The 13,685-nt window shown below is 63.7% G+C and carries 11 protein-coding genes; 3 read left to right on the forward strand and 8 right to left on the reverse strand.

Features of this window, described 5'->3' with window-relative positions; translation table 11 throughout:
• The first annotated feature begins 1 nt into the window (after position 1).
• Positions 2–1,732: a GMC oxidoreductase gene (locus GEMMAAP_RS07115; RefSeq protein WP_202969204.1), complete on the forward strand. Its 1,731-nt coding sequence runs from the start codon at positions 2–4 to the stop codon at positions 1,730–1,732.
• A 9-nt stretch (positions 1,733–1,741) separates the two neighbouring features.
• Here GEMMAAP_RS07115 and GEMMAAP_RS07120 read toward each other — a convergent pair whose 3' ends face one another.
• Positions 1,742–2,299, reverse strand: a complete 558-nt coding sequence (locus GEMMAAP_RS07120; protein ID WP_026850410.1) for a YdeI/OmpD-associated family protein — start codon at positions 2,297–2,299, stop codon at positions 1,742–1,744.
• A gap of 181 nt (positions 2,300–2,480) precedes the next feature.
• Positions 2,481–5,147 (reverse strand): S9 family peptidase, encoded by a 2,667-nt coding sequence (locus tag GEMMAAP_RS07125; protein WP_026850411.1) that lies wholly within the window; start codon positions 5,145–5,147, stop codon positions 2,481–2,483.
• 93 nt (positions 5,148–5,240) lie between these two features.
• On the opposite strand from GEMMAAP_RS07125, the gene GEMMAAP_RS07130 reads away from it, so the two are divergent.
• Positions 5,241–6,074: a sugar phosphate isomerase/epimerase family protein gene (locus GEMMAAP_RS07130; protein ID WP_026850412.1), complete on the forward strand. Its 834-nt coding sequence runs from the start codon at positions 5,241–5,243 to the stop codon at positions 6,072–6,074.
• Positions 6,075–6,224: 150 nt separating this feature from the next.
• Here the strand turns inward: GEMMAAP_RS07130 and GEMMAAP_RS07135 are convergent, their stop codons facing one another.
• The 3 genes from GEMMAAP_RS07135 to GEMMAAP_RS07145 form a co-directional block, all read right to left on the reverse strand.
• Positions 6,225–7,817 carry an SDR family NAD(P)-dependent oxidoreductase gene (locus GEMMAAP_RS07135; RefSeq protein ID WP_026850413.1) on the reverse strand — a complete coding sequence of 531 codons (1,593 nt, stop codon included), beginning with the start codon at positions 7,815–7,817 and terminating at the stop codon, positions 6,225–6,227.
• A gap of 69 nt (positions 7,818–7,886) precedes the next feature.
• Positions 7,887–8,201: a hypothetical protein gene (locus GEMMAAP_RS07140; RefSeq protein WP_026850414.1), complete on the reverse strand. Its 315-nt coding sequence runs from the start codon at positions 8,199–8,201 to the stop codon at positions 7,887–7,889.
• A 19-nt stretch (positions 8,202–8,220) separates the two neighbouring features.
• The gene (locus GEMMAAP_RS07145) at positions 8,221–8,709 is read right to left on the reverse strand and encodes a hypothetical protein (RefSeq protein WP_026850415.1); all 489 of its coding nucleotides are present in this window, start codon (positions 8,707–8,709) and stop codon (positions 8,221–8,223) included.
• Positions 8,710–8,725: 16 nt separating this feature from the next.
• Between GEMMAAP_RS07145 and GEMMAAP_RS07150 the strand changes: the two genes are divergently transcribed.
• The gene (locus GEMMAAP_RS07150) at positions 8,726–9,598 is read left to right on the forward strand and encodes an acyl-CoA thioesterase (protein ID WP_026850416.1); all 873 of its coding nucleotides are present in this window, start codon (positions 8,726–8,728) and stop codon (positions 9,596–9,598) included.
• On the opposite strand, the gene GEMMAAP_RS07155 is transcribed toward GEMMAAP_RS07150, so the two are convergent.
• Genes GEMMAAP_RS07155 through GEMMAAP_RS07165 form a run of 3 tightly spaced genes read right to left on the reverse strand, consistent with a single transcriptional unit; the run spans position 9,588 to position 13,617 of the window.
• A complete protein-coding gene (locus GEMMAAP_RS07155) occupies positions 9,588–10,583 on the reverse strand; it encodes an alpha/beta hydrolase (RefSeq protein ID WP_053334367.1) in 996 nt (331 codons plus the stop codon). The two genes, GEMMAAP_RS07150 and GEMMAAP_RS07155, sit on opposite strands and share 11 nt — an antisense overlap.
• Before the next feature lie 20 nt (positions 10,584–10,603).
• Positions 10,604–12,004: a TldD/PmbA family protein gene (locus GEMMAAP_RS07160; protein ID WP_082821140.1), complete on the reverse strand. Its 1,401-nt coding sequence runs from the start codon at positions 12,002–12,004 to the stop codon at positions 10,604–10,606.
• Positions 12,001–13,617, reverse strand: coding sequence for a TldD/PmbA family protein (locus tag GEMMAAP_RS07165; protein WP_043581356.1), 1,617 nt, complete (start codon positions 13,615–13,617; stop codon positions 12,001–12,003). The genes GEMMAAP_RS07160 and GEMMAAP_RS07165 overlap by 4 nt, the downstream gene beginning before the upstream one ends.
• Positions 13,618–13,685: the final 68 nt, after the last annotated feature.

Genomic DNA, 13,685 nt, shown 5'->3' on the forward strand with positions numbered 1-13,685 from the left:
CATGACGCACATGCCCTTGGAAGGTGGACCCGTCAACATCCAACCGCGCGCCGTGACCTACGACGCGATTGTCATTGGGTCGGGCATTACCGGTGGCTGGGCCGCCAAAGAACTCACGGAGCGCGGGCTGCGGACGCTGGTGCTCGAAGCCGGGCGCCCGGTGTCACCCGATCGCGACTCGCGCGAGCATGTGGCGCCATTCGAGATGCGCTTCCGCGGCCTGGGAGATCGGCGGGCCGTCGAAGCGCGTCAGCCCGTGCAGCGCAACTCGGTATCGTTTGACGAGATCAGTCAGCGCTACTGGATTGATGACATCGAGAACCCCTACAGCACGCCGGCCGATCAGCCCTTCGATTGGTTCCGCGCGCGACAGGTGGGCGGCAAATCCATCATCTGGGGACGCCAGGTCTATCGCATGAGTGACCTCGATTTTGAGGCCAATCTGCGCGACGGCGTGGGTGTCGACTGGCCCATTCGCTACCGCGACATTGCCCCGTGGTATGACCACGTGGAGCGATTTATGGGCGTGACCGGGCAGCGGGAAAACATTCCCCATTTACCCGACAGCGTTTTTGATCCGCCCATGGCACTCAATGTGGTGGAGCAGCACGTTCGCGATGGCATCGCGGCGCGCTTCGGGCGCGATCGCGTGCTCACCATTGGTCGCGCCGCCGTGCTCACGGCGCCACGGCCCGGACGCGCCGCCTGTCACTATTGTGGCCCCTGTCAGCGCGGCTGCATGACGCGCTCGTACTTCAGCTCCATCAACGCCACCCTGCCGGCGGCGCGCGCCACCGGTCGCCTCACACTGCGCCCGTGGAGCATTGTCCGATCACTCGAGATTGATCCGTCCACTCGGCGCATTCGCAGTGTCCACGTGATTGATGGACAAACCGGACAGGAGCATCGCTTTACAGCGCGCGTGATCTTTCTCTGCGCCAGTGCCATTGAGAGTGCCCGCATTCTGCTCAACTCGGCCACCACCGGCGCGGAGAACGGGCTCGCCAATGCGAGTGATCAGGTGGGGCGCAACATCATGGACCACATCAAGAATGCCGGCGCTACCGGCACCATTGACGGGTTCCTCGACAAACGGGTGGTGGGCAATCGTCCCAACGGCATTTATGTGCCGCGGTTCCGCAACATTGGCAGCACGCACCCTGACTTCATTCGTGGGTATGGCTTTCAGGGCGGGGCGCAGCGCAGTGGGTGGCAACAGCTCACCAGAGCGCCCGGCATTGGCGCGGCCTTTAAGCAGCAGCTGCGCGAACTGGGTGCGTGGACCATGACCTTCAACGGCTATGGCGAAACGCTGCCTATGCCGCACAACCGGGCCACGGTGCATCCCACGCTCACCGACAAGTGGGGCATTCCGTCGCTGCACATCAGCACGCAGTGGTCGCCCAACGAACTGGCGCTGCACCGCGACATGAAGGTGGGGGCGGCTGAACTGCTGGAAGCCGCCGGGGCGAAAAACATTCAGCCCACAACGCGCCCGCCGAGCACCATGGGCAACGCCAATCATGAGATGGGCACGGCGCGCATGGGGCGTGACCCCAAGACGTCCGTGCTGAACGAGTGGAATCAGGCGTGGGATGTGCCCAACCTGTTCGTCACCGACGGCGCCGCGATGGCGTCGAGTGGCTGTCAGAATCCGACGCTGACGTACATGGCGCTCACGGCCAGGGCGGTGGACTATGCGGTGCAGGCGCTCAAGCGGCGGGAGTTGTAGCCCAACCCGTTACGGCAGCCGCTCCCCGCGAGCGCAGCAGGCGATGAGCGTGGCCAGCCGAGATTCCCGGGTGGCCTCACGCTTCGCGCTCACGACCCACCAGACGGCCTGCTTGCGATAGCCAGCCGGCAGCGTGGCAAAGAACGTGGCGGCCTTGGTGTTGGCCGCGAGCATGCCGGCATAGGGCTCAGGTAGCTCCGCCGTGCGCTGCTCAAAAGCGTAGACGCCGGTCTTGTTTGCGGTGCGCGCTTCAAAGGCCCGAATCCCGGCCGGTTGCATCAGTCCGGCCGCGGTGAGCTCTTCCACATGCTTCACATTGACCGCACTCCAGATGCTCTTCGCTTTGCGCGGCGTGAAGCGAATGCTGTAGCGGGACTCGTCCACCCGGTGCCGCACGCCATCAATCCAGCCGTAGCAGAGCGCTTCGCGTACGCTCTCGGTCCATGTCATGCTGGGCGTTCCGCTGTCCACTCTGTGGAAGCCCACGAGCAGTTCGGTGGCGGAAGCGTGGTGCTGCTTCAGCCAGGCGCGAAAAGCGGAAGGGGTGGGGAAGTAGGTGGGGGGCATGGGGGGAAACTGAGAACTGAAAACTCGAACTGACAACTGATAACTCAAACTGACAACTGAAAACTCAAACTGACAACTGAAAACTCAAACTGACAACTGAAAACTCGTCAGCCTCAAGAAGTTGTCAGTAATCAGTCGAAGTTCTCAGTTCTCAGTTCGAGTTTTCAGTTGTCAGTCGTCCTCACGGCACCAACGCCTTCGCCGGCGCCTTGCCCATTCCCTTCACATGCACGTCCATCCACGCCACCCATCTCGCCCACAAATCGAGATCGCTGGCATACGTGGAGACGGAGTGATCTTCGTACGGATACATGTACAGCGCCGCGTTCTTCCCCAGCCCCTGCAGCGCGGCGTACATGCGCGTGGAGCTGATGGGCGCCGTGCCCTGGTTCTGATCTTCCCACGCGTGGTAGAGCAGCAAGGCGCCGGCAATCTTGTCGGCGCGCAGGAACGGCGACATGTCCAGGTACGTCTCCCTGGCCTGGAAGAAATTGCGCCGCTCGCTCTGGAAGCCAAACGGGGTGAGCGTGCGATTGTACATACCATCGCCCGCAATGCCGGCCTTGAAGTTGGGCATGAGCGTCATGGCGTTCACGGTGCTGAAGGCGCCGTAGCTGTGGCCACCAATGCCCATCTTGTCGCGATCCACAAAGCCACTGTCTACCACGGCATCCAGCACGGCGTCGAGATTCTCTTCGAGATCCCGCGTGTAGTTGTCGTTCATACGGCCGGCGTCACCGTAAATGGGAATATCCGGCTGAATGAGCGCGTACCCCTGTGAGACCCACAGCTGCATGCTGCTGGCCGGACGGGCCGACGGGACCGTGGGATAGGCGTTGATGTTGGTGCCGTTGCGCGACTCCTGATACGACGATTCGGTGGCGTACTCCCGTGGATAGAACCAGATGATGCCGGGGAGCCGCTGACCGGCCTTCCAGTCGCGTGGCAGTGTGACATCCACCCAGTACTTCGTGCCATCACGCGGCCGGACGACCTGAATGCGCTTGGAGAGTGCCTGACTGACTTCGGGGCCCACATCCACGTTCTTCGTGAGCTGCTTGGCCTCGGTGCTCCCGGCGGTACGCAGCCACGCATCGGGCAGTACGGTGTGTGATTCACGCGTGACCAAATACTGCGATACGTCGGCATCAAGCGCCGCCACAAACTCCTCGTACGTGTCGGCTGGCGAATCCATGAGTCGCGTGCGGGCCTTGCTGGTGATGTCCATGCGGTCCAGCCACGGTCGTGGCGCCTGCTTGAACCAATTGGCACCGGGCGTGCGGGTGCCACTCAGCGCCACACTCTTGCCATCTTTGCCCAGCAATACATACGGCGTTCCGGCAATGCGGCGCGTCACCAGCTGACCGGCAGTGCTGTCGCTGTTGGCGCGACCCAAGCCACCGCCACCAAACAACGGCTGTGCCGCCGGCAGCGAGACATTGCGCCCCAAGTTCCAGCGCTCGGCGGGGTTCTTTACCCGCACGGCAATCACGGCCCCACTGTCGCTCACGAACATCGTGCTGCTATCGAGGCTGAACGTCACGTTGGCCAGCTGCGGACCGCCGCGGTACAGCACGGTGGTGTCGTTGGGGCCATACGGTGCCTTCCATACCACGACCTGCCCACGCGGGGCACGCACCTGAATAGGCGCGTTGGCGGTGGGACGGTTGTTTGGTCCTCCTTCGTTGCGGTTCCCACCTGCCGGCGGCGTGGCTGGCGGGGCCGGGACATTTTGCAGGTACAGTAGCCCCGGACCAATGGGGTTCCACTGCATGGCGCGGCGGCTGGTGTCATTGGAGGCGACGGCCCGCGCCGGCCCGCCCGCATCGTCGCCTCGCCCTCCTTCACGCAACGGCTGCGTGCTGAGGGTGGCCACCACCTTGCCCGTGGCATCCCACAGCTCCTGCACGGAGCCAAAGCTCGCCACCGGCACCAGATACGAGAACGGCTCCGTCATACGCGTGACCCGCACATGGCTGCCGTCCTGCGAAGCGTCCACGGTACGTACCATGGTGGGCGCACCCACGGTCTTTACGGCACGCGTGCGGATATCGATCAGCGCGACTTGGCCAGTGGTGTGGTACCTGAGCAGCGCCTTGTCATGCGGGTCCTGCAGCAAGGAAAAGTGCACCGGCTGCGGAATGGCTTTCGATTCAGTGAGTCGCACCTGCGGGCCGTCTTCAATGTCGCCCTCGCCATGCGTAGGGATCGGTCCGCGATTCTGCGGTACCAGAACCGCCACCACATGCTTGCCATCGGCGGTGAAGTCGAGATCGGTCACCATGGTCGCCAGCAACGGACGCTCGCTGAGGCGCGTGATCTTTCCTGAGGCCACATCGGCCACGTACGCATACGATGCCGCGGGGGAGTTCACCAAAAAGGCCACGTGCGTACCAACGGGCGACCAGACCGGGGCGCTCATGGTCGTGCCCGTGGGAATGGCGATGGGGCGCTCGGTGCCGGTGCGCGGATCGACCAGCATCATCCCGGTGCGCGTGCTGGTGGTGACACTGCGGGCGCGGTTGGCGCGCGTGTCCACCTGCAGGCCGCCCAGCCAGATGTGTGGTGCGCCGTACGCCTTGATGTCGCCGCGATCGGCGCCGCGCGTACGCAGGAACCAGCGTCCGTCGGGGCTCTGGTTGGCGTACGAAATATCCGTGCGCGGCGTCATGATCATGCGCTCGATGTTCTGTGGCGGCTTCACGAACTTTTCGGTGCGCAGTACCTGCTGCGGGTCCCAGCTGTTGGCAGCTGGCTGCGCGGCCAGGGGGGAGGCCACAGCCACTACGGCATTGGCCACAACGGCTGCAGGCAGCAGGACAAGGGACAGGGCGGACAAACGGGTCATACAGGCTCCGGGGATGGGACGGGATACAGGGAGAATACGCGTCGGAACCCGATGGCGTTTGAAGTAGGGGGCGGGGGGCCGTATGCTTTACCTATGCTCCGTCGCACCTTCCTCGCCTCTGCGGCCGCCACTCTGGCCAGCCGCCACCTCCTCCTCCCCACGTCGGCGGGGGCCTTGAACCGTATTGGCATCGAGCTGTATGCCGTGCGAAAGGCCATGCGGGAAGCGCCTGAGAAGACGCTCGAGGCGCTCGCCAAGATTGGCTATACCGACGTGGAGCTGCTCTGGAGCTTCAAGAACTTCGGGCAGAGCATCAAGGAGGTGAAAGCCAGCCTCAAGGCCACGGGACTCAAGGCCCCGTCGGCGCACATGGCCCCGGAGACCATTCTCACCGAATGGGAACAGCGTTGCGCTGAGGCCAAGGAGCTGGGGATGACCTATCTCACGGCGCCCAGTCTGCCGTCAGAAGCCAACAAGAGCATCGAGGTGGTGAGGCTGTGGGCCAACCGCTTCAACAACGCCGGTGAGGTCGCGCGTCGCTACGGGCTCTGGATTGCGCTGCACAACGAACCCAATCACGAAAAGCCCATCATGGGTCAGAAGCCCATGGACGTCTTTTTGGCGGAGACCGACCCCAAGCTCGTGCGTTTTCAGCTCGACGTGGGCAACATGCTCATGGGCGGCGGCGACCCGCTGGCGTTCCTGCAGCAGTACCGGAACCGCTGCTGGAGCTTCCATCTCAAGAACGTGATCGCCGACCGCACCAAGGACACGGAGCTCGCCAAGGGCGTGTTTGACCTCAAGACGTTCCTGGCGGCGGTCCCGGAGCTCGACAAGAAGCCCTGCTTCGTGGAGCAGGAAGGGAGCGGCGACGAGCTGGCGAGTGCGAAGGAGAACTTTGAGTTTCTGCGCGGGCTGAAGTGGTAGTAACGAACTGAAAACTGAAAACTCGAACTGACGACTGAATACTTCTACTGAAAACTGAAAACTCCCCTCGCCCGAGTGGAAAGAAGTTGTCAGTCGTCAGTAAGAGTCTTCAGTTCTCAGTTTGAGTATTCAGTTGTCAGTTTCTTCCGACTACCAGTCCGTCGGCTTGTAATCCTTTAGGAACTTCCCCCACACATGCTCGCCGGTGTTGATCCCGTCAATAATCGGATCAACAATGCGCGCCGCGCCGTCCACGATATCGAGCGGCGGATGGAAGCGATGCTCCTCCACCTTGCGTGCGGCAATGTGCACCGGGTCTTCATCGGTCACCCACCCGGTATCCACCGCGTTCATGTGAATGCCGTCGGTCTCGTAGTCGGCCGCTGACGTGCGCGTCATCATGTTCAGCGCGGCCTTGGCCATGTTGGTGTGCGGGTGGCGCGTGGTTTTGAACTTGCGATAGAACTGCCCCTCAACCGCACTCACGTTCACGATGTGCTTGTCGCGGTTGGCGGTGCGCATCATGAGTGGCTTGAGGCGTGCGTTGATCAGGAACGGCGCAATCGCGTTTACCAGCTGCACCTCAAGTAGCTCCACACTCGGCACTTCGTGCATGAGCAACCGCCACGAATTGCGCTCGCGCAAATCCACCTGCTGCAGGTCCTGATCCAGGCGTCCCTCGGGGAACAGCTGCGACTGGTCCTGATGCTCCTCGGCCAGCAGTGCCACCTGCGACAGCTCGGCGGCGTGTGTCATCCCCGCCACCTCGGCCAGCGCGCGCGGCAACGTCGCGGGCGTGATCATTTCGTCTTCGCGCGATACGCCCGCTTCCGGGAGCAAGTGGTATCCTCGCACACCCTCATACGCGCCGAGCAGCTTGCGCGCCTGCTCCGGCATGTCACTGATCGACGCCCGCTCGAGATCCATCATGTGCTTGTAGAAGTCGGGCGGGCGCCGGACGGTCTGACAGGCGTTGTTCACGATGAAATCGAGACGGTCGTGCGTCTCCATGAGGTGGTGGCAGAACGCCTCCACACTCGGGGTATGACGCAAGTCGAGCCCGTAAATCTCGAGGCGGTGCTTCCACTGTTCAAAGTCCGGCTCAGCGGCGTAGCGCTGCGCCGAGTCGCGCGGGAAGCGTGTGGTGACAATGAGATGGGCGCCGGCGCGCAGCAGCTTGATACCCGCCTGGTAGCCGATCTTCACCCGTCCACCGGTGAGCAGGGCAGTGCGCCCGCTCAGGTTGGCCGATTCGGTGCGCTTGCGGTAGTTGAATTCCGCGCAGCTGGGGCAGAGCTGGTCGTAGAAGTGGTGCAGCACCGTGAACTGCTGCTTGCACACATAGCAGTGCTGGGCTTCCAGCGCTTCGGTGAAGTCCGGTTCGTCGACGGTGATCTGTTCGTCGCTTCCGGGCAGCAGATAATTGGGCGTGGTGAACACCGTCTGCCGGCGCAGCTTCCGGATGCCCGTTTCCTGCAGCTGGTTCTCCGCTTCCTGCAGCTTGGCCGTGCGCTCCACCTTCTTGAGGCGCTTGGTGGCCTTCACCATTTGGCGGCGGAGAATGGCATCCGGGCGCGACACTTCGCCCGCGGCCTTGAGCAGGCGCGTGCGCTGGTCCTCGGGGATCTCGAGCAAGTTGGCACGGTCCTCCGCGAGCTTCTCGAGGAGGGCCGTAGCGGCAGCGATCTGCTCAGCCGAGATGGGCTCGGCCGGGGTATTCTGGGGCAGCGAAGTGTCCGACATAGCCTTGAAAGATAACGAGGCTGAGTCTGGAATCACATTTGTGACCTTACCGCTTGCTGCCCGGGCGCCTTAGTACTCTGCCTCAAACGCCAACCCCTGCTTCTTGGGGAGCAGCCAGTAGTACCAGTGCTTCTCCCGGTCCCATCCCTCGGCGGCGGCATTTTCCTCGCCCCACACGCAGCGGCCACTGGGGAACGAGGCGTTCTTGAAGCGGGTATCGAGCTCGAGCAGATCCGCCCACTGGTCGTGGTGCTCCTCAATGACGCGCAGCGCGTGGCGCACATCGAGGTCGTTGAGGTAATCGTCGAAAGTCAGCTCGTAGCCGCGCTCCACTTCGGTCACCGTGCGGGACCACTGGGCCAGCCATTCGTCGCGTTCGTGCATTGCAGAGAGGGAGCGGGGATCAGGATCGGGGCGAACGACGGGACTGCCGGCGGAAGTACGCCTCTCCGTCATTCGGCTTGAAGAACGTGCGAATCGTGCTGTCGGCGTCAAACGCAATGAAGGCGCCGCTGCTCCGATCATACTTGGAAATCACGCCATCCGTTGGGCGGGTAATCTCAAGCACCTCGCCGGACGGCGGCGCGGCCCGCACGGCCTGCGCGAGCGCCAGATACGCATCGGCAGTGGGGGCGGCGAACTCCGCCCCGTGCTTGGCGAAGTGCTCGTCCAGCCGCACCCGGGACCGGAACCCAATGGTGCTGCGGGGGGCGGTCGGGGTTTGAGGGGCGGCCGACGCCGGGCCCGCGGCCGGGGCGTCGCCAGCCGCCGGAACAGGGGCCGGTACCGGCGCCGAGGGGAGCGATGCCTGGTCCCGGGGGCTACAAAGCAGCCAGGTGCCGGCCACGATGCAGACCAGGGCCAGAGCGAATGAGCGGAAAGCGCGATTCATGCCACATATTCACTCCATGAGCATCGTATCGGAACTGCTGGACCTGCTCGAGCTCGAAAAGCTCGAAGTGAACATCTACCGCGGAAAGAACCGGGACCTTGGCACGGGTCGCGTCTTTGGCGGACAAGTCTTCGCGCAAGCACTGGTGGCGGCCCGCCGCACGGTGGAGGGGCCGCGCGAGGCGCATTCGGTGCACGGCTACTTTTTGCGCCCCGGCGACCTCAAGGCCCCCATCGTCTACTTTGTGGACCGGCCTCGGGACGGTGGGACGTTCACCAGCCGGCGCGTCACGGCCATTCAGCACGGGGAGGCCATCTTTCACCTGTCCGCCTCGTTTCACATTGAAGAGCCGGGGCTGGATCACCAGGTGACCATGCCACAGGTGCGCGACCCGGACAGCATCAAGCCGGAGCTGCAGCAGGTCCGTGAGAATGCGGCGGTGCTGCCGCCCGAGCTCCGCACCGTCATCACGCAGGATCGCCCCATCGACTTCCGCTCGCCACAGTCGCATTTGCCTGGCGGGCCGGCCGAAGGTGAGCCTGAGCGGTATGTGTGGTTCCGGGTGATTGACGCGCTCCCCGATGACCCCATCGTGCACCAGGCCATTCTGGCGTACGCATCGGACTACGGCTTTCTCCCCACGGCCCTGTTCCCGCATGGCATTCGCTACGGCGACCCCCGCATGTTCCTCGCGTCGCTCGACCACACGCTGTGGATGCACCGGCCCTTTCGCGCCGACGAGTGGCTGCTGTACGTGATGGACAGCCCCAATGCCTTTGGCTCCCGCGGCTTCGTCCGCGGTCAGATCTTTACGCGCGGCGGACTGTTGGTGGCGAGTGTGGCGCAGGAAGGGCTGCTGCGCCTAAAAGACCACAAAGCTAAGGCCTGACGAACTCCACGATCTTGTCGCGCACCGTGTTGGTCTGGCTTGGCGCGACAATGCGGCCGGCCAGCACGTGCCCGTCTTCGCCGTCGGTGGGAATGATGCTTACCTGTTCCACCGACGACAGCGTTTCCATGGCCAGTGCGTCAATCCACCGGTGTGTGCGGGCGGCATCCACCACCTGATCGTTCTCGTGGAAGAACACGAGGGTGGGCACATTGTAGCCCTTGAGCGACTGGCTGCGCGTGTGCTCCACCAGCGCCTGCATGGGAAAGAGCGCGGTGGAGGGATACTTCATGGTCCAGAAGCGACGCTGCTCGTCGTTGCGGGCGGTCCACTCGCGCTGCGGAATGAATCGCGGGAGCAGCACCTTGGCCCACGGCAGGGTAAGCACGGCGGCGGCAGGGTCCTTGGGGCCAAAGTTCGGCGAAATGAGCGCGAGCGCATGGAGTCCCTCTCGCTGACCGCTTTCGAGAGTGGCGAGCCACACGCCCAAAGTGCCGCCGGTGCTCGTGCCAATCACCAGGACGGAGTCGCCAAGGCGGCGGCCAATTTCCAATGCTTCCACGGCATCGGTGAGCCAATCCTGAGCCGTTACGCTCCCAAGCGAATCGCCGGGGAGACCGTGCCCGCGCAGGCGCGTTTCAAAGAGATTGGCGCCCAACGATTTGGCCACCAGCTCTGACACCGGCGCGGTTTCCTGTCGGGTGGCGGAGAAACCGTGCAGGTACACCACACTCCACGCGGTTTTGACTGGTGCAGCAGGATCCGCAAAGCGAATACGCTTGGCGACGGCGGTGTCCATGGCGCCTGCTTGCTCTTCACGCTGTTGCAGCCACGCGGGGAGCGCCGTTATGGCGGTAGGCACGGCGGAGCGCACGACGCCCAGGTCGGGAGCGCGCACACAGGTGCGCGGCCCCGCCAGCAATATCAATAGGACAAGTGCGGCGGTGACCACAGGCCACCGCCGCCGTTTCTGCGCCGCCGTCATGACGGGAAATCTATCCCCGGTCAGACCGCGTCGGACAGACTGGTAAAATTGAAGTCTCGCACCTTGAGGGGCGGCATGGCCACACCGGGCCCTCCTTCGCCGCCCGCAGTGCGCACGGCTTTACCGATGCCTTCGAGATTGTTCAACATGAAGAGCGGTGAATCATTGAATCGGAAGTTCTTGATGGATCGCGCGATCTTGCCGTTTTCAATGAGGAACGTTCCGTCACGGGTGAGGCCCGTGTACATGAGCGTGCGCTGATCCAGCGGGCGCAGGTACCACAACCGCGTTACCAGCACGCCCCGAGACGTTCCGGCGATGAGTGATTCCAGCGATTCCGCCCCATCGGCCATGCGGAGTCCGGCGGTGCTACCGGTTGGTGTCTTACCCTGCTTATTGGCCCAGAACCGATTGTAGGCCAGCTGATTGAGCACGCCGTTCTGAATCCAGGTTTGCCGGGAAAGCGGCAATCCTTCGTTGTCAAACGGGGAAGCGAGGATGAGCCCGTCGGATGGATCGGAGTACAGCGTGACCCGATCATCAACAATTTTCTCCCCAACCTTGGTGCCGCCGGTCTTGGAGAAGGCCGATCGTCCTTCGTCGGCCGCACGGGCCTGAAAGGCATTGGCCATGAGCCCCACCAGGTTGGCCGTGGCCTCTGGCTCAAAAATCACTGTGTACCGCCCGGGCTCAAGACCAACGGGGGTGCGAGACCGGCGCGCTTTTTCAATGGCGCGATCGGCTACCGACTTGAAGTCGATGCGGCTCCAATCGGTGTCTTCGGCGCCTACCCAGCCTGATCCCGTGCCGTCATTGGTGCGCGCGGTAAGTGTGTAGTTGGCCGTTGTGCCGCGGTGGTAGGCAAAGAGCCCGGCATTGGTGCCAATCGCGGTCGCGGCAGCGTTGCAGATAATGAACCCGGCCACCGTGAGCTCGTTGCCCGCCCGTGCCGGTGCCAACGCCGTGAGTGCGGCGCGCGCGCGATCGTCTGCCGACAGTTCGGCGGTACGATCACTCCACGACTCAATAGCCCGGTACTGCTGCGCCGGCAACTCGCCCAGGTACTCCGGGTCTTCGGGCGCCAGCCTGGCCAGCGCTTCTGATTGCTGCACCGCACGACGCAACCCTTCATCGCTGCGGTCGTTGGTCACCACACTGGCTTTGCGTTTGCCAAAGACACTCTGCACGCGAATGGTGGTGTTGGTGGTCACCCCACTCGTGGACATCTGGTTGTCGGCAAAACGCAGATTGGTTTCGCGGCCGCTTTGCACCGACACGCGCACGGCGTCGGCTTTGCTGAGCTTTACCGTGCGCTCCACCAGCGCCTGGGCCTCCTCGCGTGACAGTACGCCCGTGGGAGCTGCGGCGCGGCTGATGTGGAACAGCGACTTCGGCGCGTCGTTATCGGAAAAAGTACTCACAGCGCGCGCCCCGTGTTGATGATGTTCGCGTTCTTGAAGCGGGCCGGCGGACAGCCGTGACTCACCGCGTTGCTCTGACCGGGCTGCCCCTTGCCATCGTTGAAGGTGCCGCCGTGCATGTAGCTCTTCTGGCCGCCGAGCATGTCGAGGGTGTTCCAGAAATCCGGCGTGCGCATCTGGTAGGCGGCGTCCTTCACCTGACCCACGATTTTCCCCTTGCGGATTTCGTAGCACAACTGCGCGCCGAACTGCGCGTTGTAGCGCTGCTGATCGATGGAGTACGACGCGCGCCCGATCATCGCGATCCCCTTGTCGGTCGCGGCGATGAGATCGTCCCAGCCGATATCCTTGGGGCCGGGCTGCAGCGACACGTTGGGCATGCGCAGGAACGCCACGTCCGCCCAGCTCTGCGCGTACGAGCAGCCGTGCGAGCGTACGGGCTTGCCGGTCTTCGCGTAGTACTCGCGCAACCACGGCGCCTGTTCGCGGTTGGTCTGGTAGTCCACGAAGATGCCGTCTTTGATGATGTGGAACTCGTCTGGCACCACGCCGTCGTCGTCGTAGCCGATGGTGGCGAGTGCGCCGGGTTCGCTGCGATTGCCGATGACCTGCATGATCGGCGAGCCGAACTTGAGTGAGCCGAGCACCTTCTCCGGTGGCGCTACGAACGACGTGCCGGCGTAATTGGCTTCATAGCCCATCGCGCGGTCGAGCTCGGTCGCATGCGCCACGGATTCGTGAATGGTGAGGAACAGCTGCGACGGGTGCAGAATGAGATCGTAGCGCCCCGGCTCCACCGCCTTGGCGGTGAGCTTTTCGGCCGCTTCACCGGCCCACACCTTGGCGTTGTTCACGATGTCGGCTTCGAGCACGTATTCCCAACCGCGACCGGCAGGCTGGACGACTTCGGGGCCACGCACGGCGCTACCCGTACGATCGGGCGACACCGCGGTGCAGGACATCGTCACCCAACTGCGCACGTAGTCTTGCGTGGTGACTGTGCCGTCGGTGTTGGCGTAGTTGCGCTCTTCCTTCACGAACGACAGGCCGCTGTTCACAAAGCGCACCGTGGGCACGGTGAGCGCGGCGGCGTTGGCACGCAGCAGCAGGTCGGCCTTTTCTTCCACCGCAATGGTGAACGGATCGACGGTGTACGCGGAGCGCCAGGTCTTGTCCACCTGTGCCGGGGCAGGGGCGAGTTCCACGCGGCGATCGCGGGCAATGCGATTGGCTTTGGCAATGGCGACCGCTTCCTGGGCGGTACTGCCCACGCCAGCCTTGCTGAGCTCCTGCGTGGCGGCAAAGCCCCAGCAGCCGTCTACCAGCACGCGCACGCCGCACCCCATGGTGTCGGTATCCACCACGTCGGTGACCTGCTTTTCGCGGGCCTGCACGCTGTTGTTGCGATTGCGCGAAATGCGCACATCGGCCCACGTGGCCCCGGCCCGTTTGGCGGCGTCGAGCGCCTCCATCATGAGCTCACGGGTAGCGGCATCGGTGTACAGCGCCGGCAGGGCGGGCGCCCCGGGCATGGCCTCGAGGAGGCGGGGACCAACGGCGAGCGCACCCAGCGCCGCGCCACCGGTCGCGAGAAAATCGCGGCGGGAAGTCATGCCCAATACTATGGCCCAAACGTCCGGTTCGTTGGGGGATCAGGGTAACTCTGCCGCAGGGCCTTAAC

It is taken from the genome of Gemmatimonas phototrophica, from assembly GCF_000695095.2.
GTDB classification, from domain to species: Bacteria; Gemmatimonadota; Gemmatimonadetes; order Gemmatimonadales; family Gemmatimonadaceae; genus Gemmatimonas; species Gemmatimonas phototrophica.